18 protein-coding genes and 5 tRNA genes are annotated in these 22,683 nt (G+C 64.6%); 1 reads left to right on the forward strand and 22 read right to left on the reverse strand.

Annotated elements, in window-relative coordinates; all coding sequences use genetic code 11:
* Positions 1-86: 86 nt before the first annotated feature.
* From rpoB to ABE483_RS17395, 14 genes are all read right to left on the reverse strand, one after another.
* Positions 87-4,241 (reverse strand): DNA-directed RNA polymerase subunit beta, encoded by a 4,155-nt coding sequence (rpoB, locus tag ABE483_RS17330; protein WP_313209703.1) that lies wholly within the window; start codon positions 4,239-4,241, stop codon positions 87-89.
* A gap of 296 nt (positions 4,242-4,537) precedes the next feature.
* Positions 4,538-4,906: a 50S ribosomal protein L7/L12 gene (gene rplL, locus ABE483_RS17335; protein WP_019186119.1), complete on the reverse strand. Its 369-nt coding sequence runs from the start codon at positions 4,904-4,906 to the stop codon at positions 4,538-4,540.
* Positions 4,907-4,968: 62 nt separating this feature from the next.
* Positions 4,969-5,502 carry a 50S ribosomal protein L10 gene (rplJ, locus tag ABE483_RS17340; RefSeq protein ID WP_121044660.1) on the reverse strand — a complete coding sequence of 178 codons (534 nt, stop codon included), beginning with the start codon at positions 5,500-5,502 and terminating at the stop codon, positions 4,969-4,971.
* Between the two features lie 387 nt (positions 5,503-5,889).
* Positions 5,890-6,588, reverse strand: coding sequence for a 50S ribosomal protein L1 (gene rplA, locus ABE483_RS17345; RefSeq protein ID WP_121044663.1), 699 nt, complete (start codon positions 6,586-6,588; stop codon positions 5,890-5,892).
* A 4-nt stretch (positions 6,589-6,592) separates the two neighbouring features.
* Positions 6,593-7,021 (reverse strand): 50S ribosomal protein L11, encoded by a 429-nt coding sequence (rplK, locus tag ABE483_RS17350; RefSeq protein WP_346482115.1) that lies wholly within the window; start codon positions 7,019-7,021, stop codon positions 6,593-6,595.
* 243 nt (positions 7,022-7,264) lie between these two features.
* Positions 7,265-7,825: a transcription termination/antitermination protein NusG gene (nusG, locus tag ABE483_RS17355; protein WP_019186115.1), complete on the reverse strand. Its 561-nt coding sequence runs from the start codon at positions 7,823-7,825 to the stop codon at positions 7,265-7,267.
* A gap of 10 nt (positions 7,826-7,835) precedes the next feature.
* Positions 7,836-8,243, reverse strand: a complete 408-nt coding sequence (secE, locus tag ABE483_RS17360; RefSeq protein ID WP_121044666.1) for a preprotein translocase subunit SecE — start codon at positions 8,241-8,243, stop codon at positions 7,836-7,838.
* Between the two features lie 44 nt (positions 8,244-8,287).
* A tRNA-Trp gene (locus ABE483_RS17365) sits at positions 8,288-8,363 on the reverse strand.
* 105 nt (positions 8,364-8,468) lie between these two features.
* Complete coding sequence (gene tuf, locus ABE483_RS17370) at positions 8,469-9,659, reverse strand: elongation factor Tu (protein WP_152153932.1); 1,191 nt, start codon at positions 9,657-9,659, stop codon at positions 8,469-8,471.
* 41 nt (positions 9,660-9,700) lie between these two features.
* A tRNA-Thr gene (locus ABE483_RS17375) sits at positions 9,701-9,776 on the reverse strand.
* A gap of 47 nt (positions 9,777-9,823) precedes the next feature.
* A tRNA-Gly gene (locus ABE483_RS17380) sits at positions 9,824-9,897 on the reverse strand.
* A gap of 28 nt (positions 9,898-9,925) precedes the next feature.
* A tRNA-Tyr gene (locus tag ABE483_RS17385) sits at positions 9,926-10,011 on the reverse strand.
* A gap of 138 nt (positions 10,012-10,149) precedes the next feature.
* Positions 10,150-11,163 carry an isoaspartyl peptidase/L-asparaginase gene (locus ABE483_RS17390; protein WP_313209717.1) on the reverse strand — a complete coding sequence of 338 codons (1,014 nt, stop codon included), beginning with the start codon at positions 11,161-11,163 and terminating at the stop codon, positions 10,150-10,152.
* Between the two features lie 111 nt (positions 11,164-11,274).
* Complete coding sequence (locus tag ABE483_RS17395) at positions 11,275-12,291, reverse strand: cyanophycinase (protein WP_313209719.1); 1,017 nt, start codon at positions 12,289-12,291, stop codon at positions 11,275-11,277.
* A 168-nt stretch (positions 12,292-12,459) separates the two neighbouring features.
* Here ABE483_RS17395 and ABE483_RS17400 point away from each other — a divergent pair, with 168 nt between their 5' ends.
* Positions 12,460-15,207, forward strand: a complete 2,748-nt coding sequence (locus ABE483_RS17400; protein WP_313217309.1) for a TonB-dependent receptor — start codon at positions 12,460-12,462, stop codon at positions 15,205-15,207.
* A gap of 552 nt (positions 15,208-15,759) precedes the next feature.
* Here the strand turns inward: ABE483_RS17400 and ychF are convergent.
* From ychF to ABE483_RS17440, 8 genes are all read right to left on the reverse strand, one after another.
* Positions 15,760-16,851: a redox-regulated ATPase YchF gene (gene ychF / locus ABE483_RS17405; protein ID WP_088434937.1), complete on the reverse strand. Its 1,092-nt coding sequence runs from the start codon at positions 16,849-16,851 to the stop codon at positions 15,760-15,762.
* A gap of 52 nt (positions 16,852-16,903) precedes the next feature.
* Positions 16,904-17,482 carry an aminoacyl-tRNA hydrolase gene (gene pth, locus ABE483_RS17410; RefSeq protein ID WP_102789572.1) on the reverse strand — a complete coding sequence of 193 codons (579 nt, stop codon included), beginning with the start codon at positions 17,480-17,482 and terminating at the stop codon, positions 16,904-16,906.
* 81 nt (positions 17,483-17,563) lie between these two features.
* Entirely contained in the window at positions 17,564-18,178 is a 615-nt protein-coding gene (locus ABE483_RS17415) for a 50S ribosomal protein L25/general stress protein Ctc (RefSeq protein ID WP_102789571.1), read from the reverse strand.
* Positions 18,179-18,289: 111 nt separating this feature from the next.
* Positions 18,290-19,249 (reverse strand): ribose-phosphate diphosphokinase, encoded by a 960-nt coding sequence (locus ABE483_RS17420; protein ID WP_026070235.1) that lies wholly within the window; start codon positions 19,247-19,249, stop codon positions 18,290-18,292.
* A gap of 136 nt (positions 19,250-19,385) precedes the next feature.
* Positions 19,386-19,462 (reverse strand) — tRNA-Gln (locus tag ABE483_RS17425).
* A gap of 9 nt (positions 19,463-19,471) precedes the next feature.
* Complete coding sequence (gene ispE / locus ABE483_RS17430) at positions 19,472-20,341, reverse strand: 4-(cytidine 5'-diphospho)-2-C-methyl-D-erythritol kinase (protein ID WP_346482116.1); 870 nt, start codon at positions 20,339-20,341, stop codon at positions 19,472-19,474.
* Positions 20,338-20,997, reverse strand: coding sequence for a lipoprotein insertase outer membrane protein LolB (lolB, locus tag ABE483_RS17435; RefSeq protein ID WP_313212216.1), 660 nt, complete (start codon positions 20,995-20,997; stop codon positions 20,338-20,340). The genes ispE and lolB overlap by 4 nt, the downstream gene beginning before the upstream one ends.
* Entirely contained in the window at positions 20,994-22,682 is a 1,689-nt protein-coding gene (locus ABE483_RS17440; RefSeq protein WP_346482117.1) for a tetratricopeptide repeat protein, read from the reverse strand. The genes lolB and ABE483_RS17440 overlap by 4 nt, the downstream gene beginning before the upstream one ends.
* Position 22,683: the final 1 nt, after the last annotated feature.

Raw genomic sequence — 22,683 nt, forward strand, 5'->3', positions numbered from 1 at the left:
TTCGCTCCTTTTGTTGATAATGTTTGGGGGGGGGGTGTGGGTTCTGTGGGGGGCGGGGGGTGGGGGGGCCCCCCCCGCCTGCGCGATCAGTTGCCGTCCAGTTCCATGTTGATGGCCAGCGAGCGGATTTCCTTCACGAGCACGTTGAAGGATTCCGGCATGCCCGCGACCATCTCGTGCTCACCGTCGACGATGTTCTTGTACATCTGGTTGCGGCCCTGCACGTCATCGGACTTCACCGTCAGCATTTCCTGCAGGGTGTAGGCCGCGCCGTAGGCTTCCAGCGCCCAGACTTCCATTTCACCGAAGCGCTGGCCACCGAACTGCGCCTTGCCGCCCAGCGGCTGCTGGGTAACGAGCGAGTACGGGCCGGTCGAACGGGCGTGCATCTTGTCGTCGACCAGGTGGTTCAGCTTCAGGTAGTGCATGTAGCCCACGGTGGTGTGGCGATCGAATGCCTCACCGGTGCGGCCGTCATACAGCTGGGTCTGGCCGCTCAGCGGCAGGTCGGCCAGGGCAAGCATGTGCTTGATCTCGGCTTCGGTGGCACCGTCGAACACCGGCGTTGCCATCGGCACGCCGTCGGTCAGGTTGGCGGCCAGGCGCAGCAGCTCCTCGTCGCTGAACTGGGTCAGATCGACGTGGTTGGCGTGCTGGGTCTTGTCGTGGTTGTACACGTCGTCCAGGAACGTGCGCAGGTCGTTGATCGCGGCCTGGGCTTCCAGCATGCCCTGGATCTTGCGACCCAGGCCCTTGGCGGCCCAACCCAGATGCACTTCCAGAATCTGGCCGATGTTCATACGCGACGGCACGCCCAGCGGGTTCAGCACGATGTCCACGGTTTCGCCCGAGGCCATGTACGGCATGTCTTCGACCGGCACCACGTTGGAGACCACACCCTTGTTGCCGTGGCGGCCTGCCATCTTGTCACCCGGCTGGATGCGACGCTTCACGGCCAGGAAGACCTTGACCATCTTCAGCACGCCCGGGGCCAGATCGTCGCCCGCGGTGATCTTGCCGCGCTTGTCGGCGAAGCGACGCTCGAATTCCTTCTCGTGCGCCTGGATCTGCTTCTGGGCGCGTTCGATGGCTTCCGAGGCGTCCTCGTCCTTCATGCGCAGCACGAACCAGTCCGCCTTCTTCAGGCCGTCCAGGTAGGCGTCGGTAACGGTGTCGCCCTTCTTCAGGTTGGCACCGCCGTTGACCACCTTGCCCACGATCTGCGAACGCAGACGGGCGTAGATGGCACCTTCCAGGATGCGGAACTGGTCGTCGAAGTCCTTCTTGACGCGCTTGATTTCAGACTCTTCGATCTGACGGGCGCGCTTGTCCTTCTCGATACCATCGCGGGTGAAGACCTGCACGTCGATGACGGTGCCGTCCATGCCCGGCGGCACGCGCAGCGAGCTGTCCTTCACGTCCGAGGCCTTCTCGCCAAAGATCGCGCGGAGCAGCTTCTCTTCCGGGGTCAGCTGGCTTTCGCCCTTCGGGGTGACCTTGCCGACCATGATGTCGCCGGCACGCACTTCGGCGCCGATGTACACCACGCCCGACTCGTCCAGACGGTTCAGGGCCTGCTCGGACACGTTCGGGATGTCGGCGGAGATTTCCTCCGGCCCCAGCTTGGTGTCACGCGCAACGCAGGTCAGCTCTTCGATGTGGATCGTGGTGTAACGATCCTCTTCCACCACACGCTCGGAAAGCAGGATGGAGTCTTCGAAGTTGTAGCCGTTCCACGGCATGAAGGCGATCAGCATGTTCTGGCCCAGGGCCAGTTCGCCGATGTCGGTGGACGGACCATCAGCCAGCACGTCGCCACGCGCCACCACGTTGCCCACTTCCACCAGCGGACGCTGGTTGATGCAGGTGTTCTGGTTGGAACGGGTGTACTTGATCAGGTTGTAGATATCCACGCCGGCGTCGGTCGCGTCGGTGATTTCCACTTCGTTGACCTTGACCACGATGCGGCCGGCGTCGATCTGCACGATCTCGCCGCCACGACGGGCGTTCACGGTCACACCGGAGTCACGGGCCACGGCGCGTTCGATACCGGTACCCACCAGCGGCTTCTGGGCACGCAGGGTCGGCACGGCCTGACGCTGCATGTTGGCGCCCATCAGTGCACGGTTGGCGTCATCGTGCTCCAGGAACGGGACGAGCGCGGCAGCGATCGACACGGTCTGCATCGGCGAGACGTCCATGAAGTGGACTTCTGCCGGCGGCTTGAGCAGCGACTCACCCTGGAAGCGGCACGGCACGAACTGCTCGGTGAGCATGCTCTTGGCATCGGTCAGGGCGTTGGCCTGGGCGATGACGTACTCGTTCTCTTCGATGGCCGACAGGAATTCGATCTCGTCGGAGACCTTGCCGTCAGCAACCTTGCGGTACGGGGTTTCGAGGAAGCCGTACTGGTTGGTGCGGGCGTACACGGCCAGCGAGTTGATCAGGCCGATGTTCGGGCCTTCCGGCGTTTCGATGGTGCAGACGCGGCCGTAATGGGTCGGGTGCACGTCGCGCACTTCGAAGCCGGCGCGTTCGCGGGTCAGACCGCCCGGGCCCAGGGCCGAGACGCGACGCTTGTGCGTCACTTCCGACAGCGGGTTGTTCTGATCCATGAACTGGGACAGCTGCGAGGAGCCGAAGAACTCCTTGATGGCCGCGGCGACCGGCTTGGCGTTGATCAGCTCCTGCGGGGTCAGGCCTTCGGATTCGGCCATCGACAGGCGTTCCTTGACCGCGCGCTCGACGCGGACCAGGCCCACGCGGAACACGTTCTCGGCCATTTCACCGACCGAACGCACACGACGGTTGCCCAGGTGATCGATGTCATCGACCACGCCACGACCGTTGCGGATCTCGGTCAGGACCTTGATCACTTCCAGGATGTCGGAGGTGTCGGCGTGCTCGGCGACCAGGCGCTTGGACTCTTCGTCGTTGCGCTCACCGAAGTACTTGCGGTCGTACAGCACGGCTTCGCCGGTGACAGCCTTGCGGCCGACACGGCGGTTGAACTTCATGCGGCCGACCGTGGACAGGTCGTAGCGCTCGAAGGTGAAGAACAGGTTGTGGAACAGGTTCTGCGCGGCATCCTTGGTCGGCGGCTCGCCCGGACGCATCATGCGGTAGATCTCGACCAGGGCTTCCAGCTGGGTCTTGGTCGGATCGATGCGCAGGGTGTTGGACAGGTACGGGCCACGATCCAGATCGTTCACCCACAGGGTGCCCACGGCATCCACACCGGCCTTGCGGAAGGCCTGCAGCTGCTCGTCGGTGATTTCGTCGTTGGCCTGGGCCAGCAGTTCACCGGTGTTGGCATCGACCACGTCGTGCGACAGGATGCGGCCGACGATGTAATCGTCCGGCACGGCCAGGGCGGCGATGCCCGAGGCTTCCAGCTGCTTGACGTGACGCGCGGTGATGCGCTTGCCGGCTTCCACGATGACCTTGTCACCGTCGGCCAGGTCGAAGTTCAGGGTCTCGCCGCGCAGACGCTCGGCCACCAGTTCGAGCTGCACGCCTTCATCGGGGTTGATGTGGAACGTGTTGATCTCGAAGAACTCGGCCAGCATCTCTTCGTTGCTGTAACCCAGCGCACGCAGCAGGATCGAGACCGGCAGTTTGCGGCGACGATCGATACGGGTGAACAGGGCATCCTTCGGGTCGAACTCGAAGTCCAGCCAGGAACCGCGGTACGGGATGATGCGGGCGCTGTACAGCAGCTTGCCCGAGCTGTGGGTCTTGCCACGGTCGTGGTCGAAGAACACACCCGGCGAACGGTGCAGCTGCGAGACGATCACGCGCTCGGTACCGTTCACGATGAAGGTGCCGTTGTCGGTCATCAGCGGGATTTCGCCGAGGTAGACCTCCTGCTCCTTCACGTACTTGATGGCCTTGGTCGACGACTCACGGTCGTAGATCACCAGGCGCACGGTCACGCGCAGCGGCGCGCCGTAGCTCATGCCACGCTGGCGGCACTCGCGCTCGTCGAACACGGGATCGCCGAGCTTGTAGCCGACGTATTCCAGGGCAGCGTTGCCGCTGTAGCTGGAGATCGGGAACACCGACTTCAGGGCGGCATGCAGGCCGTGGTCCGTGCGCTTGGCCGGATCGACGTTTTCCTGCAGGAATTCACGGTAGGAATCGACCTGGATGGCAAGCAGGAACGGCACTTCGAGGATCGAGCGCTGCTTGCCGAAATCCTTGCGGATACGCTTCTTTTCGGTGAACGAATAAGACGTCATGAGGTATCACCTTGGCTGTGCGGATCGTGCGTCCACGACCCGAGGGGAAACTGAAATTGTCAGTTGGAAGTCGCTGGTATTGCCGGCACCAGCACGCCTTCTCCCGCTACTTCCAACTGCCAACTCGTCTGCATCCACTCCCCTGCCCGCGCGCCTGGGCGCCGCTGTGACGGGGGATGACCGCAGCCCGTGTTGGGCTCGTATTTCGGGTGTTGCGTGAAACGACCAAAGGCCGGGGGCTTACGCCCCCAGCCTTGGCTGCATCGCCGTGTTTCGATGGCGAGGCAAGGAACTGCTTACTTGACTTCGACAGTCGCGCCAGCAGCTTCCAGGTCCTTCTTGAACTTGGCAGCGTCGTCCTTCGAAGCGGCTTCCTTGATCATGCCGCCGGCTTCTGCCAGATCCTTCGCTTCCTTCAGGCCCAGGCCGGTGATGGCGCGGACAGCCTTGATGACTTCGACCTTCTTGTCGCCGGCCGACTTCAGGATGACGTCGAATTCGGTCTGCTCTTCAACAGCGGCAGCCGGGCCAGCAGCAGCAGCTGCGGCGACCGGAGCAGCGGCGGAGACGCCGAACTTCTCTTCGATGGCCTTGACCAGCTCCATCACTTCCATCAGGGACTTCTCGGCGATGGCGTCGACGATCTGTTCGTTGGTAAGGGACATTTTGATTACCTTTGGATAATTTTCTGGGTTGAGGTTCCGTTCGGAACCACGGAAACGTCGACTCAGGCGGTTTCGGCGACCGGCTCGGCAGCGTCAGCGGTTTCACCGCCACCCTGCTTGTCGGCCACGGCCTTGACGGCACGGGCGAACATCGTGGCCGGCTCGGCCAGGACGCGGGCCAGCATGGCCAGAGCCTGATCACGGGTCGGCAGCGAGGCCAGCACGTCGACATGGCCAGCCGGGAACAGTTCCCCGCCGATGGCCACGACCTTTGCCTGCAGCTTGTCGTTGGTCTTGGCAAAATCCTTGATCAGGCGACCGGCTGCGCCGGGCTCCTCGAGCGAGAACGCGTACAGCAGCGGACCGACGAGCGCGTCTTTGGCGCATTCGTATTCGGTACCTTCCACTGCACGTGCCGCCAGCGTGTTCTTGACAACTTTCAAGAAAACGCCGGTTTCGCGTGCCTGCTTGCGCATCGCGGTCATCTGGGAGACCGTGGTGCCAGCGTATTCGGCTGCGATCAAGGAGTGGGCCTTGGCGGCGACGTCTGCCAGCTCGGCGACTACTTCTTGCTTCTGGGACAGATTGAGAGCCATTGCACTCCTCCAATTGAACTCCGCTTACGGCTCCTGCCGTGTGCGGTCCTGGGCGGCATCCATCCTGGACGCCGGGAACATCAGGTGATGTTCCAAGGGTGGGCCGTTCTAGACCTGGATGGCCAACCTGGGAGAACCCAGACGTGCGTAAACCAGAAAAACTCCAGAAGGGCACCATCTACGCAGGGTGATTCCCGGGGGAATCGATTAAGCGTTCGGTACTGCGCCGGCGGCGACTCCCTGCCAATGCGAGCATCCTTGCCCGTCGCCGGTATGTACTGACCGCGCCTGCGGTCTTTGACGGCTATCTCTGCAGGGCGAGCCCCACTCGGATTGCCTTCAAATATCGCGGGTACCGGACCGGGGTCCGGCACCCGCTTGAAACGATTACTTCAGCGACAGCGAGGACTGGTCGATGGTCACGCCCGGGCCCATCGTCGAGCTGACCGAAACCTTCTGCAGGTAGGTGCCCTTCGAGGTGGCCGGCTTGGCCTTGACCAGATCCATCAGCAGCGCCTGCAGGTTCAACTTCAGCGCGTCTTCGGCGAAGTCGGCCTTGCCGATGGTGCAATGGATGATGCCGGCCTTGTCAGTGCGGTAACGCACCTGACCCGACTTGGCATTCTTGACGGCTTCGCCCGGGTTGGCCGACACGGTGCCGACCTTCGGGTTCGGCATCAGGCCGCGCGGGCCGAGCACGGTGCCCAGCTTACCCACGACGCGCATGGCGTCCGGGGTCGCGATGACGACGTCGTAGTTCAGATCGCCGGCCTGCATCTTCTCGGCCAGGTCGTCCATGCCCACGGCTTCGGCGCCAGCGGCCAGGGCTTCGTCAGCCTTGGCACCGGCCGGTGCGAAGACGGCAACGCGCACGCTCTTGCCGGTACCGGACGGCAGCACGGTGGAACCGCGCACCTGCTGGTCGGACTTCTTGGCGTCCACGCCCAGGCGCACAGCAACGTCGAAGGACTCGACGAACTTGGCCTTGGTAGCGGTCTTCAGGATCTTGATGGCGTCCTCGAAGGCGTATGCCTTGCCCGGGACGACGGCGGCCTTGATGGCCTTCTCACGCTTGGTCTGTGCCATCTTCTTAACCCTCTACCACGAGGCCCATGGAACGGGCAGAACCGGCGATGGTGCGCACCGCGGCATCCAGATCGGCAGCCGTCAGGTCTGCTTCCTTGGTCTTGGCGATCTCTTCGAGCTGCTTGCGGGTCACCTGGCCCACCTTCTCGGTGTTCGGGCGCTTGGAGCCCGAGGAGATGCCTGCAGCCTTCTTGAGCAGCACGGCAGCCGGGGTGCTCTTGGTGATGAAGGTGAAGGTACGGTCCGAGTAGGCCGTGATGATGACCGGCACCGGCAGACCCGGCTCCAGCTTCTGCGTGGCGGCATTGAAGGCCTTGCAGAATTCCATGATGTTCAGGCCACGCTGACCCAGCGCAGGACCGACCGGCGGCGAGGGGTTGGCCTGACCGGCCTTCACCTGCAGCTTGATATAACCGACAACTTTCTTTGCCATGAGTATGCTCTCCGGGTGCTAGCGCCTTACGACAACAGGCTCCCCATCGGACCGGGAATCACGCGTCCCGGCATCGCGTTTTGAATTCACGCAGAAGGCCACCTCGCGGCGGCCCTTGCTTTTTGCCAGCTTCCTGGCAGGAAGCCGCGCACTATATCAGGTTTTTTCCGCCCTTGCCTCAAGGCTGACGGGCGCAGGCTGTTCAGGTTCCGGGCGGCCGCCCGGAACCCTGCCGCCCCAGGCTCAGACGGCCTTTTCGACCTGGCCGAATTCGAGCTCGACCGGGGTGGCGCGACCGAAGATCAGCACCGAGACGCGCAGACGGCTCTTCTCGTAGTTGACTTCCTCGACCACACCGTTGAAGTCGTTGAACGGACCTTCGGTGACACGGACCATCTGGCCCGGCTCGAACAGCACCTTCGGACGGGGCTTTTCCACACCTTCCTGAACGCGGTCCAGGATGGCGGCAGCCTCTTCATCACGGATCGGCAGCGGACGATCGGCGGTACCGCCGATGAAGCCCATCACCTTGGAGGTGTCCTTGACCAGGTGCCAGCTTTCGTTGTCGATGCGCGGGATACCGTTTTCTTCGTGGGTCTCGATCTGGACCAGCACGTAACCCGGGAAGAACTTGCGCTCGGAACGGCGCTTCTGGCCGGCGCGCATTTCAACCACTTCCTCGGTCGGGACCAGGACGTCACCGAAGCGCTCCTGCATCTCGTCACGCACGATGCGATCGCGCAGAGCCTGCGCAACCGACTTTTCGAAGCCCGAATAGGCGTGAACGACGTACCAACGCTTCACTGGTTTCTCCTTATCGACCCAGGAACCACTGGGTCAATTTCTGAATCACGAAGTCAAATCCGCCCAGCAGCAGGCTGAGGATGATCACCACAACGATCACCACCCAGGTCATGCGAATGGCTTCCTGGCGCGTCGGCCAGACCACCTTGCGCAGTTCGAAACGCGATTCGGAAAGGAATTCCCGCGTGTCGCGACCCTTGCCGGTCAACAGGAACACGCCGAGGCCGGCCACCAGGCCAACGACAACGGCCAGACCGCGAAGCGGACCGGCCCATGCACTCTGGGAGGCATGCTCAGGAGCACCGAACCAATACCAAGCAAAAAGACCCGCCAGCACCAGGATCGCTGCGACGGCGTACTTGACGATGTCACCTCCAGTGGAGGCGTTGTCTTTGGAATGCTCGATCTTGCTGTTCATCCGGCTCTGGCTGCTGTGGCGGCATAGCCGCTGGAAGGGAGAAGTGGCACGCCAGGAGGGACTCGAACCCCCAACCTGCGGTTTTGGAGACCGCTGCTCTGCCAATTGAGCTACTGGCGTACTGAAAAAACTTGCCTTCCCTAAGACGGCGAAGGCGGACCGAGGTTCCCGGCCCGCCACTCGCGAGACCGGCAGCAGCGCTATGCGACCGCCGGTATTGCAGTATTACGCGATGATCTTGGAGACCACGCCGGCGCCGACGGTACGGCCGCCTTCGCGAATCGCGAAGCGCAGGCCTTCATCCATGGCGACCGGGTTGATCAGGGTGACAACCATCTTCACGTTGTCGCCCGGCATCACCATTTCCACACCTTCCGGCAGTTCGCAAGCGCCGGTGATGTCGGTGGTACGGAAGTAGAACTGCGGACGGTAGCCCTTGAAGAACGGGGTGTGACGGCCACCTTCGTCCTTGGACAGCACGTACACTTCGGCGTCGAAGGTGGTGTGCGGCTTGATCGAACCCGGCTTGGCCAGGACCTGGCCACGCTCGACGTCGTCACGCTTGGTGCCGCGCAGCAGCAGACCGGCGTTGTCGCCTGCCTGACCCTGGTCGAGCAGCTTGCGGAACATTTCCACGCCGGTGACGGTGGTCTTCTGGACCGGACGGATACCGACGATTTCGATTTCTTCGCCGACCTTGATCACGCCGCGCTCGATACGACCGGTCACTACGGTGCCGCGGCCCGAGATAGAGAACACGTCTTCGACCGGCATCAGGAAGGGCTTGTCGATGTCACGTTCCGGGGTCGGGATCCAGCTGTCGAGAGCTTCGACCAGCTTGATCACGGCCGGCACGCCGATCTCGCTCTGGTCGCCTTCCAGCGCCAGGCGGGCCGAACCCGAGATGATCGGGGTGTCATCGCCCGGGAAGTCGTACTTGCTCAGCAGCTCGCGGACTTCCATTTCAACCAGCTCCAGCAGCTCGGCGTCATCGACCATGTCTGCCTTGTTCAGGAAGACGACGATGTACGGCACGCCGACCTGACGCGAGAGCAGGATGTGCTCACGGGTCTGCGGCATCGGGCCGTCAGCAGCCGAACAGACCAGGATCGCGCCGTCCATCTGGGCAGCACCGGTGATCATGTTCTTGACGTAGTCAGCATGGCCCGGGCAATCGACGTGGGCGTAATGACGTTCGGTGGATTCGTATTCGACGTGTGCGGTCGAGATCGTGATGCCACGCGCCTTTTCTTCCGGCGCGGCGTCGATCGACGAGTAGTCCTTGAACTCACCGCCAAAGCGCTCGGCACCGATCTTGGTCAGTGCGGCGGTCAGCGTGGTCTTGCCGTGGTCAACGTGACCGATGGTGCCGACATTGACGTGCGGCTTGGTGCGCTCGAACTTACCCTTGGCCATGGCTGCTTATCTCGAAATCGTCTGAATTGGTAGCACTTAGATGGTGCTCACGAAAGGAATCGAACCTTCGACCTCCTCCTTACCAAGGAGGTGCTCTACCGACTGAGCTACGTGAGCGAGTTTTGTATTATGGCACGAATTTGAATATATTCAAACTCATTCAATGGAGCGGGAGACGGGGATCGAACCCGCACCATCAGCTTGGAAGGCTGAGGTTCTACCATTGAACTACTCCCGCATCGGAAGCTCTTGCCACAACATGAAACTGGTGGAGGGAGGTGGATTCGAACCACCGAAGGCGTAAGCCAGCAGATTTACAGTCTGCCCCCGTTGGCCGCTTGGGTATCCCTCCTTACCACCCTGTCCCGTGGCGCCGAAGCGTTTTCGGTGTGGGGTGGAAGAGCCGTGAATTTTGGGGATAAACGGGGGTTCTGTCAACAACCTTTTTGAACTTTTTCACATGAATGTCGAATTGCCTTGCCGGGACGGGCTATTGGCCCGGCAACGGCAGGGTTTCGGTGGCGAAGATCGCCACATGCGGTACGCCATCGGCACCGATCCAGCCGCGATACATGCCCTGGGTGTTGAACGGGGTCGCCGCGCGGCCGTCGGCGGCGAGCACGATCGCGCCGCCATCGCCACCGAGGGCGGGAATGCGCTCGTTGATCACCGCGCGTCCCGCATCCACCGGCCCCTGCTTGAGGTACTGCATGCGGGCACAGATATCGTGCGCGGCCGCCGTGCGGATGTAGTACTCGCCCCAGCCCGTGCCCGATACCGCGCATCCTGCATCGGCATAGGTGCCCGCGCCGATGATCGGTGAGTCGCCCACGCGGCCATAGCGCTTGTTGGTCATCCCTCCGGTGGAGGTGCCGGCGGCAAGCTTGCCGTCCTTGTCCAGCGCGACCGCCCCGACGGTGCCAAAGTGCCGCGCCGTTTCCAGATCCGCATGGGCCTGGCCGCTGGCCTCTTCCTTCAGCGCCTTCTGCAGCTGCTGCCAGCGCTTGTCGGTGCGGAAGTAGGACGGATCCACCAGGGCAATGCCCTGGCTGCTGGCGAACGCCTCGGCGCCCTGCCCGACCATCATCACGTGCGGAGAATGCTGCATCACCGCTTCAGCGAGCAGGATCGGGTTGCGCACGCGCTGCACGCCGGCCACCGCGCCCGCCTTGAGCGTGGCGCCGTCCATCAGCGAGGCATCCAGTTCGTTGCGGCCATCGTGGGTGAACACCGCCCCTTTGCCGGCATTGAAGGTGGGATCGTCCTCGAGCACGGTGATCGCCGCGGTAACGGCTTCCAGTGCCGGCTTGCCCGCCGCCAGCGCGGCATGGCCTTTCAACAGCGCCTGCTGCAGGGCCGCGCGCGCGGCGGTTTCTTCGGCGGGCGACAGATCCTTGCGCTCCACCCCCGCCCCGCCGTGTATGACCAGTACAGGCTCGGCGGCGGCGGCGGCCAGCGGGAGCGACAGGCACAGCGACAACACCACCACAGCAGAACGCGACATGGACAGGCACTCTCAAGGGACGAGGCCGCATCATGGCACGCGCGACGGGCCACCCACGCGCGTGGCCGCGACCTCACAACGCGCGCGACAGCATCCACGCATGGCGTGGATCTACCGGCGCAGCTGCAGGCGCCCCTCGCGGATATCGGCCGTCATCTCGAACGCCGCGTCGTCCACCTGGAAGCCATCCAGATGCAGGCGACTTCCTTCGCCCACCCCGGTCACCGGAATGGCGAGAAAATCCAGCGGTTTACCGCCGCGCAGGCGATCGGCCGCGCGCTGCGGCATCACCAGCCACGCAAAACCGCCGTCGCGGCTGAACACCTGGCCGGTGCCGTCGGCCTCGACACACAGCGCGGTGTCTTCATCTACGCCGAGGCCGACCATGTTCTGCTGCCCACTGCGCTGGGCGGCACGGGCCACGAAGACGATCAGGCGGCCGAGCCGGTCGCGCTTGCCGAAGTGGGTATCGGTGACCACGTTGGACAGGTACGGCATGGCCAGGAAATCACTGTCCAGGGTCACGGCCCTGCCCATCGGATCGCGCAGCGCGCGGCGGGACGTCACGCTGCCGCCATCCAGGGCGCCGTAGCTGTAGCCCCCCAGGATGGCCAACCCGGCACTGGTGCCGGCGATCGGCCGGCCGGCGCGGACGTGTGCATTGAGCGCCGCGTTCACCGCCGTGCCCTTCCAGAAACGGATATAGCGCGCCTGGTCGCCGCCGGCGATGAAGATCGCATCGGCGGCAGCGATCACCCCCAGCACGGCCGGGTCGTCGGCCGCGCGCCGACTGTTGAACACCAGGGTCTGTACCGATGCCACGCCGCCGATCTCCCGATAGAGCCGGTTCTGCAGCTCATCGGCACCGGACGCGCGCAGGATAACCACCCGGCCATGGCCGGCGCGCGCCACCCACCATTGGAAGGCTGCCGGCACCCACTCGCCGCCGCCCATCAGCATCATCGCCGGCTCGGTGTGGGGCGCCCGCGGGGCCTGCAGGGCGCCGACCTCGTAATAGCGGTAGCCCCGATCCTGCAGACTGCGCGGATTCTGGGCGTGGAGGGGGAGCGAGAGCGCTGCAAGCAGCAACCACAGAAGGGAATGGATCGGCCGGAAACCCTTGTGCACGTTGACCTCCCTGAATAAAACGGGAGTGTAAGCGCTTTCACTCTTTGCCAGAGAAATTGGCAGTGGTCAACCCCGTAAAAAAGGCGTTAAATGCGCGCCGTCCATTCACGAAATGTGAATGGGGGACAGGCCTCCCTCGAGGCCGACACTTTCTTCTCGAGAATTCTCATGCGTAAACAGGCGATGGCGTGGTCGATCCAGCTGGCGTTGATGGGTGTGGCCGCAACTGCGGGCGCCCAGACGCCCGCCCCCGGGGTGCAGCAACTGGATACGGTGCAGGTCACCGGCTCGCGCATTCCGCGTGCGCAGGTGGAGGGGCCGGCCCCGGTCACCGTCATCACTGCCGAGCAGATCCAGGCCAGCGGCTTCACCAGCGTGCCGGACGTGCTGCGCTCGATGACCCAGAACGGGGGCGAGACCCAGAGCCAGCAGTCCTCCAGCGGCGCGGACTTCTCCCCCGGTGCGCAGCAGGTCGACCTGCGCGGCCTTGGCCCCAACCACACCCTTGTGCTGGTCAACGGCCGCCGCATCGCCGATTTCCCGATGCCCTTCCAGGGCCGCAGCAACTTCACCGACGTCTCCAACATCCCGATCGGGATGATCGAGCGCATCGAAGTGCTGACCGGCAGCGCCTCGGCGATCTATGGTTCTGACGCGATCGCCGGCGTGGTCAACTTCATCCTGAAGAAGCAGGTGGATGGCACCACGGTCGACATGCGCATGGGCACCACCAGCGAAGGCGGTGGTGAGTCCTTCGACATGAGCATCGCCAGTGGCTTCGACGCCGGCCGTTTCAGCGCGGTCTACAGCCTGGAACTGCAGTCGCAGACCCCGCTGTGGGCCTATGAGCGTGGGCAGCAGGATTCCACGCTGGACGCGCCGACCGAGAGCGCCCGCGCCCTGCGCCGCGCCTACCTGCGCACCGACTACAACGACGACTACCTGGACCCGGGCCAGGCCACCTGCGATGCGCTGGCCGGCCAAAACAACGGCAGCACCCAGTACGCCGAGCGTGCGCGATATGGCTTCTACTGCGGCAGCGACCGCTCGATCGGCTACGGCACGATCCTGAGCAAACGCCGCGGTGCCAACGGCTATGCCTCGCTGCGCTACGCCTTCGACAACGGCGCGGAGTGGTTCGCCGATGTGCAGATGGGTTACCACGACCTGGCGCTGATGCGCGATGTCACCCAGTGGGGCCGCATGGCCGCCGACGGCAACGAGGACGGCTACTTCTACAACCAGGCCACCGACCAGGTCGAGTTCTGGCAGCGCCAGTTCTCCCCCGAGGAAATGGGCGGACTCGACAACGGCATGGTGCGCAGCACCCAGAAGACCTTCAGCGTGACCACCGGCTTCAAGGGCGCGCTCGGTGCGGACTGGGAATACGAGGCGTCGCTGAGCCATTCGCAGTACCAGTCCAGCATCCGCTGGCCGCAGATCATCGCCGCCAAGGCCAATGCACTGTTCCTGGGCGAGCAGCTGGGCGAGTACACCGATGACGACGACAACGTGTTCCCGGTGTTCAACGCCGACCCGGCGCGCCTGTACCGGCCGCTGAGCCGCAGCGAGTACGATTCGATCGCCGCACGCACCACCTATACCCCGAAGTCGCGCACCGAGACTGCCGCGCTGACCCTGACCAATGGCGAGCTGTTCGAGCTGCCGGGTGGCAAGGCCGGCTTCGCGGCGACCGCCGAGTTCGGCAATCAGTCCTACGCACTGAACCCGGACCCGCTGGCCACGCAGTACTACTACTACAGCTGGAAGGATTCGGACGGGCACGGCAGCCGCAACCGCTGGGCGACCGCGGCCGAGCTGCGCCTGCCGCTGCATGACACGTTCAACGTCAGCCTGGCCGGCCGCTTCGACCAGTACCGTTACTCCGGCAACACGATCGGCAAGGCGACCTGGAGCGGTGGCCTGGAGTGGCGCCCGATCGACACGCTGCTGGTGCGCGGCTCCTACGGCACCGCGTTCCGCGCGCCCGACCTGCACTACGTGTATGCCGGCCCGGGCAACGATGAAACCAGTGCCAACGACTATTACACCTGCGCGGTGGACGGCGGCGATGACTGTTCGGATTACGAAGAGAACCTGATCCGCACGCGCGAAGGCAACCGCCAGCTGGACCCGGAAACCAGCACGTCGTGGAGTGCTGGTTTTGTGTGGTCGCCGGCAGCGGGCCTGGATCTGTCCGTGGACTGGTTCGATATCGACATGCGCGACCAGGTGCAGGACATGGATGTGAGCACGATTCTGCGCGACGAGGCGGCCTGCCGCCTGGGCGACGCGGACGCGGCGTCGCCGACCTGCGTGGATGCGATCAGCCGGGTTACCCGCACCAGTGATGGCCGCCTGTATGGCGTGCACGTGAGCCCGATCAACATCGCGCGCGAAACGACCCGCGGCATCGATGTGGGCCTGCGCTACCGCCTGAGCACCGGGATCGGCGATTTCATCCTCAGTGGCAACCACACCTGGGTGAAGACGCACGATTTCCAGCAGTTCGAGGGCGATGTGGTCGAGGACCAGTTCGCGATCAACAGCGGTTTCGACATTCCGCGCACCAAGACCAGTGCGAGCGTGACCTGGGAGAACGCGGCGTGGTCGGCCACGCTGTACGGCTCGCGCCTGGGCAAACTGCCAACCTACGACAGCTATGACCAGAGTTTCGATCCGGACAGCGGCGACAGCCCGTGGATCGGGGCGACGTACCGCTACAACGTGTCGTTGCAGTACCGCTTCGATGATCATTCGCGCCTGTCGCTGTCGGTGGTCAACATCGCCAACAAGCTGCCGCCGAAGGATGTGACGTACACGCCGTATCCGTACTACGACGTCTCCTGGTTCGACACCGTGGGCCGGACGATCAACCTGCAGTACACCCACAAGTTTGGCGGTACGGCGTTGTAAGCGCCGTTTCACTGCCGATAGGGGATCAAGGACGGAGGCATTGCCTCCGTCTTTTTTTTGCGCGTTGCCCGCGATGCGGCGCGGCCACCGTGTTTTCCACACGCCACGTGGAAAGCCATGGGGGTTTGGTGTGGACAAGTGCATGCAAGCCATGCGGCACAATGCTTTCAGGGCGTGGCTATTTTTTGTCCAGCCGCGGATCGCGGTTTTCCACACACACCGTGGAAAGCGATGGGGGTTTGCTGTGGACAACCCCGGGTGAGCGATGCACTGCAACGGTTTTCAGTGGTGGTCAGAAATTGTCCACGTCGCTGGCGGGCGGGTCAGATGGGTTGCCGGCCAGCGGCCGGCACTACCGCGCGCGGGTTTTCCACATGGTGCGTGGAGAGGCGTGGGGGTTTGTTGTGGACAAGTGAGGCGGAGGCATACCAGGCAAGGGTTTCGGCGCCTGGTCAATTTTTATCCAGTCCATGCCGGGTGTGGAATGCGCTCCCCAAAAACGCAAACGCCCCGCTCAGGGCGGGGCGTTGCGGGCATCAACGTGCGAGGAACTCAGACGTTGAAGCGGAAGTGCAGGATGTCGCCTTCCTGGACGCGGTATTCCTTGCCTTCCAGACGCAGACGACCCGCTTCCTTGGCACCGGCCTCGCCCTTGTACTTGATGAAGTCGTCATACGCGATGGTTTCGGCGCGGATGAAGCCCTTCTCGAAGTCGGTATGGATCACGGCGGCGGCCTGCGGAGCGGTGGCGCCCTTGCGCACGGTCCATGCGCGGACTTCCTTCACGCCTGCGGTGAAGTAGGTCTGCAGACCCAGCAGCTGGTACGCGGCGTAGATCACGCGGTTCAAGCCCGGCTCGGACAGGCCCAGATCGGCCAGGAAGGTGTCGCGGTCTTCGTCGTCGAGCTGGGACAGCTCTTCTTCGATCGCGGCCGACACCGGCACCACCTGCGCGCCTTCCTCGGCGGCACGGGCGCGCACGGCATCCAGATGCGGGTTGTTCTCGAAGCCGTCTTCCAGCACGTTGGCGATGTACATCACCGGCTTGAGGGTCAGCAGGAACAGATCACGGACCAGCGCCTTCTCTTCCTCGTCCAGGCCAGCGGTACGACCGGCCTTGCCGTCGGCCAGCGCAGCCTGCAGCTTGGCCAGCACCGGCTTGCGGGCCGCGGCTTCCTTGTCGCCCCCCTTGGCAGCGCGCTCGGCGCGGTTCAGCGCCTTCTCGACGCTGTCCAGATCGGCCAGGGCCAGTTCGGTATCGATGGTGTCGATATCCGAGAGCGGGTCGACCTTGTTGTTGACGTGGATGACGTCGGCATTCTCGAAGCAGCGCACCACGTGGGTGATCGCATCCACTTCGCGGATGTGGGCCAGGAACTTGTTGCCCAGGCCTTCACCACTGGCCGCGCCGGCGACGAGGCCGGCGATGTCCACGAACTCCACCGCGGTCGGGATGACCTTCTGCGGGTTGATGATGGCCGCCAGCTCGTTCAGGCGCGGATCCGGCACCGGCACGATGCCGACGTTCGGTTCAATCGTGCAGAACGGGAAGTTGGCCGCCGCGATGCCCGCCTTGGTCAGCGCATTGAACAGGGTCGATTTGCCGACGTTGGGCAGACCGACGATGCCGCATTTGATACCCATCTTTGACAACCTCTGGGGTGGTAGGTACCGACCGTTGGTCGGTACACCGTGGTTATTTCGGGGTGTGGAGGCGCTTCATCGCCTCACTGTAATCGCCGGATACCGCCAGCGGCAGCACGTCGATCGCATCTTCGATGGCATGACCAATCAGCACATCATCGTCTTTGCTGGCGCGCCCCAGCACCCACGGGACCACGCGGTCCTTGTGGCCGGGATGGCCGATGCCGATGCGCAGGCGGTGGAATCTGCCATGGCCGAGCAGGCGGATGGTGTCGCGCAGGCCATTCTGGCCGCCGTGGCCACCGTCGAACTTGAGCCGTGCCACGCCGGGCGGCAGGTCCAGCTCGTCGTGCGCCAGCAGCGTTTCTTCCGGTTCGATCTTCCAGAAGCGCTGCGCCGCGGTGACCGATTTGCCACTGAGGTTCATGAAGGTGGCGGGCTTGAGCAGCCATACCGGCTGGCCGGCGATATCGACCTTGGCGGTCTCGCCGAACAACTTGCTGTCCACGCTCCAGCGCGCGCCGGCCTGTTCGACCAGGGCGTCAATGAAACGAAACCCGGCATTGTGCCGGGTCTGGGCGTGCTCGGGTCCGGGGTTGCCCAGACCAACGATCAATCGCAATCCTGTCATTACTCTTCTTTCGTCGGTACCGGCCCTGTGCCGGTACATACAGAAACGGCGCCTGCCCCGAAGGACAGGCGCCGCAATCACTTACTCTGCAGCCGGCGCTTCGTCGGCAGCTTCTTCCTTGCCGAGCTTGGCGGTGACGATCGCGTCGTCATGGTCCTTGCCCTGGGCCAGGGCCGGGATCTCGACGCCCTTCGGCAGCTTGATGTCCGACAGGTAGATCACGTCACCAGCCTTCAGGTCGGCCAGGTCGACGTCGATCGATTCCGGCAGGTCCTTCGGCAGGCAGGTGATGCTCACTTCCTTCAGTTCGTGGGTGACCACGACGTCGGCAGCCTTGCCGGCCGGCGAGGTGTCTTCGTTGATGAAGTGCAGCGGGACGTTGGCGGTCAGCGCTTCGTTCTCGTTCACGCGCAGGAAATCCAGATGCAGGATCAGCTGCTTGAACGGGTGGCGCTGCATGTCACGCAGCAGCACCTTGGTGACCTTGCCATCCAGATTCAGGTCCAGGATGGACGAGTAGAACCACTCGTTCTGCTGGGCCAGCCAGATTTCGTTGTGGTTGAGCTGGATGACGCTCGGCTCGACGTCGCCGCCGTAGATGATCGCCGGGATCTGGCCAGCGCCACGCAGGCGGCGGCTCGCACCCTTGCCTTGCAGTTCGCGCTGGACGACCTTGATTTCATGATTCTTGGCCATGCTGATTTACTACCTTCGTTGTTTGCCGCGCCATGAGGGCGAGGCGATGAGGGGAGATCCGCGACCAGATCTCCCCGGGAAACCACCCACCGTTGCCGGTGGGCGGAAAAATCAATCCACGTACAGCGAGCTGACCGACTCACCGAAGGCGATGCGGCGCATCGTCTCGGCCAGCATTTCCGCCACGCTGAGCTGGCGGATCTTGCTGCACACCCGCGCCTCTTCACGCAGCGGGATGGTGTCGGTCACCACCAGCTCATCGAGCTGGGAGTTGTTGATGTTGTCCACCGCCGGGCCCGAGAGCACGGCGTGGGTGCAGTACGCGGCGACCTTGAGGGCGCCACGCGCCTTCAGGGCTGCAGCGGCCGCACACAGGGTGCCGGCGGTATCGACGATGTCATCGACCATCACGCAGGTCTTGCCTTCGACGTCACCGATGATGTTCATCACGGTGGAGACGTTGGCGCGCGGGCGGCGCTTGTCGATGATCGCCAGATCGGCATCGTCCAGGCGCTTGGCGACGGCGCGCGCGCGCACCACACCGCCCACGTCCGGGGACACCACGATCAGGTTTTCCGTGCCGTAGGCGCGCCAGATATCGGCGAGCAGCAGCGGCGAGGCGTATACGTTGTCCACCGGCATGTCGAAGAAACCCTGGATCTGATCGGCATGCAGATCCACCGTCAGTACCCGGTCAGCCCCGACAGCGCTGAACATCTTTGCAGCCACCTTGGCGGTGATCGGCACGCGCGAGGACCGCATGCGGCGATCCTGGCGCGAGTAGCCGAAATACGGCACCACGGCGGTGACACTGTTGACCGAAGCGCGCTTGAGCGCATCGATCAGGACCAGCAGTTCCATCAGGTTCTCTGCGCTGGGTGCACAGGTCGGCTGGATCACGAACACGTCCTGCTTACGGACGTTTTCCTCGATCTCGACCTGCACTTCACCATCGGAGAAGCGCGACACCAATGCCTTGCCAGGCCGCACCCCCAGTTCCTTGCAGATGCTCTGCGCAAGGCGCTTGTTGGCGTTGCCGGAAAATACCAGCAGGTTGGGGTGTTCTTGCATCATGACGGTCTCGGGCGGGAGCGATTGGCGGAGAACTGGGCCGCCGGCACCCGGAGGTGTCTGCGGTGACAACACCGCGGCGTATGCACCGCGCCCGCGCAGACATGCGCATGGAGTCGCGGCAGATATCCGCTAGTGGCAGGGGCGGGAGGATTCGAACCTCCGAATGCCAGGATCAAAACCTGGTGCCTTGGGCCTCTTGGCGACGCCCCTGCATCAAAATCAGTAACGCTCGAGTACATCAAGCAGTGGCGAGCGCTCCACGCCCGCAGCCACCCATGCCCGCAGTTCCTTCGGCAATTGCGCCAGGCCCTGCTCTGCAGCAGCGCGCGTGGCGAACTCGACGAAACAACCGCTTCCCGACCCGGTGAGTCGTGCCCGGCCGATACTGCTCAACGCTGCGAGCGCTGCCTCTACGGCAGGTTCGCGGCGGCGCAGGACCGGCTCGAACGCATTCCCGAGCAAAGACCCGGAAGCGAAGTCCGCTATTTTCGCCACTGGGGCATCCCGCGTCAAATCCGGTGATGCGAAAAGTGCGGGGGTCGGTACGTGAACGCCGGGGTGGACCAGCACAAACCAGGCCGGCGGCAGGGCGATCGGGGTCAGCAGTTCGCCCACGCCCTCGGCCCAGGCGTTGTGCCCGCGCACGAAAACCGGCACATCCGCGCCCAGCTGCAGACCCAGCGCGGCCAGCGCATCGACCTCCAGACCGGCGCCCCACAGGCGGTTCAGTGCGACCAGCACAGTGGCGGCATCGGAGGACCCGCCGCCGAAGCCGCCGCCAGCGGGAACGCGCTTTTCGACGCCGATATCGGCACCTTGGACGATGTTCGCTGCAGCCTTCAACAGGTGCGCGGCGCGGATCGCCAGATCATCGGCCTCGGCAACGCCGGCCACGGAGGGGCCCTCACGGCGGATCCGACCATCGTCGCGGACACGCAGATGGATCCGATCGCCCCAATCCAGCAGCCGGAACACGGTCTGCAACTGGTGGTAACCGTCCGGGCGCCGCCCGGTGATGTGGAGGAACAGATTCAGCTTGGCCGGGGCCGGCCAGGTCGACCCGCCGTCGACTGCATCCAGCCTGCTCATGGCGTGGCCAGCACCCAGCTGTCGACCACCAGGCGGACCTTGGCGTCGCCATTGACCGCTTCGATCCGGCGCGGCAGCACCGGGCGACCAGCCTCGGCCGGGTACCAATCCAGGTATTGGATCTCCCAGCCCAGCTGCTGCACGCGACGCGGGCGGCCTTCGCCGTCGCGCTCGATGCGCTCGGCCGGGGCCGCATCGGCGATCAGGCCGCGCACCCAATCGGGCAGCTGGTTGACCGGGATATCCCAGCCGGTGGCGTCCAGCAGGACCTGCTGGGCATCGTCGCCCTGGCGCGTGCCGCCTTCCAGACCTTCCAGTCGGCCACCCTCGTGATGGCTGTCGCCGGTCAGCTTCCAGCTCTGCCGGGTGACCGGGGCGCTGAGTTCCACCACATATCCCTGGCCCTGCTGCTGCCAGTCGATGCGGCCGTTGCCACCGTTGCGGCCCTTGCTGATCGCCACCCGGCCCTGGAACGACCAGGCCGGCTGCGCGCGCACCGCAGTGACACGCTCGGCCTCGGCCTGCTGCGCAGCGGGAGAGACGGTGGTGACCACGGTCGGGGCGGAGGGCGCCTTGCGCTCATCCAGGGACACGCAGGCGGAGAGCGACAACGCCACGGCCGCGGCAAACGCGGCCTTCAGGGACAGCAGATTCATACGCCGTATTTCTCGATCACGCGCTGCAGGGCGCGGTTGTCCGGGTCCAGCTTGCGAGCCTCCTCAAAGAAGTGGCGCGCCTCGTCCTTCTTGTTCAACACCCACAGCACCTCGCCGACATGCGCGGCGATCTCCGCATCCTTGGCCAGCGTCCAGGCGCGGCGCAGCTGCACCAGTGCTTCTTCGTTGCGGCCCAGGCGATACAGCACCCAGCCGTAACTGTCGACGATGGCGGCGTTGTCCGGCTCGGCCACGCGCGCGCGGTCGATCAGTTCCAAGGCTTCCTGATAACGCTGCGTGCGGTCGGCCAAGGTATAGCCGAGCGCGTTGAGCGCGGCGATGTTCTCCGGATCGGTGACCAGCACCTTGCGCAGGTCGGCCTCGGCGCGCGGGATGTCGTCGCGACGCTCCCAGGCCAGGGCGCGGGCATACAGCAGCGCGTTCTCGTCCGGATACGCGGCCAGGCCACGGGCCAGCGCGTCCAGTTCGCCGGCATCGTCGTTGCCGCGCTGGCGCAGCTCGGCCTCGAGCAGATAGGCATCGCGGCGGGCATCGTCATCGACGGTCGCGTCGGACTGGATCGCGTGTACTTCGGCCAGCGCCTTGTCGGTGCGGCCCAGTTCGTTCTGCGCGTTGGCCGCGCGCAGGCGCGACTCATCGCGCTCCGGGCCACCGGGCACACTGTGATACCAGTTGACCGCTTCCTCGTAGCGCTTGAGGTACTCGGCGATCTTGCCCAGCAGCAGGCGCTGGGCCGGATCCGGCTTGGTCGCCTGCCCGGAGAGTTCGGTATACAGGGCCAGCAGGCCCGGGTCGTCCTTCTGCTTGGCCAGCAGCGAGGCGCGCATGCCGTAGGTCTGCACATCCTGCGGGCCGACCGCCAGCACGCGCTCGGCCGCAGCAGGCTGGCCCATCAGGTCGTAGGAGATCGCCACCGCGTTGCGCAGCTCGGGGTCCTGCGTGGTCTTGGGCTCCACGCCCTTCAACAGGGCCAGCGCCTCTTCAGACTTGCCGGCCTGGTTGAGCTGACTGGCGTGCAGCAGGGCCACGCGCGGCTCGTCCGGGAAACGCTTGACCACCTCATCGACCATGCGCCGGGCCAGCTCGGGCTGCTCCATGCGCATGGCCAGACGGCCGAACTCCTGCCAGACCTCCAGGCGGTCGGGGATGGCATTGGCATCCACCAGCTCGCCCAGCACCTGGGCCGGGACCTTGGGGTCGCTGCCGCCGCTGATCAGGGCGCCGATCGCGAACTTCCAGGCGGTGGGGTCCGGGTCCTTGAGCAGCGCCTGCAGTTCGGTGCGGGCGGCCTTCACCTTGTTCTGGCGCATGTCCAGCGCGGCGGTGCTGCTGCGCATGGCCAGTGAGCGCGGCGCACGCTGCTCCCACAGGGCCAGCGCGCGGGCGGCGCGCTTGTCATCGTTGGCCAGCATGGCGATCCGGGAGGCGCGCTCGGCCAGGCCGGCATCGCCTTCACTGGCCTCGGCCGCCTCCAGGTACCAGCGCGCGGCGTCGCCCAGTTTGCCTGCCTGCAGGGCGAATTCGCCCGCCATGACCGGGGCCAGGGGGACCGCCTCGGCCGTGCTGTTCTTGCCTTTGGCCGGGGCTGCCGGGGGGGCGGCCAGGGCGTTGGCGGTGAACAAACACAGCAGCAGAACGCTGGAGATGCGAATCAATGCGGGCATC

Origin of the sequence: Stenotrophomonas sp. TWI602 (assembly GCF_039674045.1) — a bacterium.
Taxonomy (GTDB): Bacteria; Pseudomonadota; Gammaproteobacteria; order Xanthomonadales; family Xanthomonadaceae; genus Stenotrophomonas.

What these genes read in the sequence shown, in the direction of transcription:
- rpoB (WP_313209703.1), bottom strand. Translation starts at nt 4,241, where the DNA reads ATGACGTCTTATTCGTTCACCGAAAAGAAGCGTATCCGCAAGGATTTC.
- rplL (WP_019186119.1), bottom strand. Translation starts at nt 4,906, where the DNA reads ATGTCCCTTACCAACGAACAGATCGTCGACGCCATCGCCGAGAAGTCC.
- rplJ (WP_121044660.1), bottom strand. Translation starts at nt 5,502, where the DNA reads ATGGCTCTCAATCTGTCCCAGAAGCAAGAAGTAGTCGCCGAGCTGGCA.
- rplA (WP_121044663.1), bottom strand. Translation starts at nt 6,588, where the DNA reads ATGGCACAGACCAAGCGTGAGAAGGCCATCAAGGCCGCCGTCGTCCCG.
- rplK (WP_346482115.1), bottom strand. Translation starts at nt 7,021, where the DNA reads ATGGCAAAGAAAGTTGTCGGTTATATCAAGCTGCAGGTGAAGGCCGGT.
- secE (WP_121044666.1), bottom strand. Translation starts at nt 8,243, where the DNA reads ATGAACAGCAAGATCGAGCATTCCAAAGACAACGCCTCCACTGGAGGT.
- tuf (WP_152153932.1), bottom strand. Translation starts at nt 9,659, where the DNA reads ATGGCCAAGGGTAAGTTCGAGCGCACCAAGCCGCACGTCAATGTCGGC.
- ABE483_RS17390 (WP_313209717.1), bottom strand. Translation starts at nt 11,163, where the DNA reads ATGTCGCGTTCTGCTGTGGTGGTGTTGTCGCTGTGCCTGTCGCTCCCG.
- ABE483_RS17400 (WP_313217309.1), top strand. Translation starts at nt 12,460, where the DNA reads ATGCGTAAACAGGCGATGGCGTGGTCGATCCAGCTGGCGTTGATGGGT.
- ychF (WP_088434937.1), bottom strand. Translation starts at nt 16,851, where the DNA reads ATGGGTATCAAATGCGGCATCGTCGGTCTGCCCAACGTCGGCAAATCG.
- pth (WP_102789572.1), bottom strand. Translation starts at nt 17,482, where the DNA reads ATGACAGGATTGCGATTGATCGTTGGTCTGGGCAACCCCGGACCCGAG.
- ABE483_RS17415 (WP_102789571.1), bottom strand. Translation starts at nt 18,178, where the DNA reads ATGGCCAAGAATCATGAAATCAAGGTCGTCCAGCGCGAACTGCAAGGC.
- ABE483_RS17420 (WP_026070235.1), bottom strand. Translation starts at nt 19,249, where the DNA reads ATGCAAGAACACCCCAACCTGCTGGTATTTTCCGGCAACGCCAACAAG.
- ispE (WP_346482116.1), bottom strand. Translation starts at nt 20,341, where the DNA reads ATGAGCAGGCTGGATGCAGTCGACGGCGGGTCGACCTGGCCGGCCCCG.
- lolB (WP_313212216.1), bottom strand. Translation starts at nt 20,997, where the DNA reads ATGAATCTGCTGTCCCTGAAGGCCGCGTTTGCCGCGGCCGTGGCGTTG.
- ABE483_RS17440 (WP_346482117.1), bottom strand. Translation starts at nt 22,682, where the DNA reads ATGCCCGCATTGATTCGCATCTCCAGCGTTCTGCTGCTGTGTTTGTTC.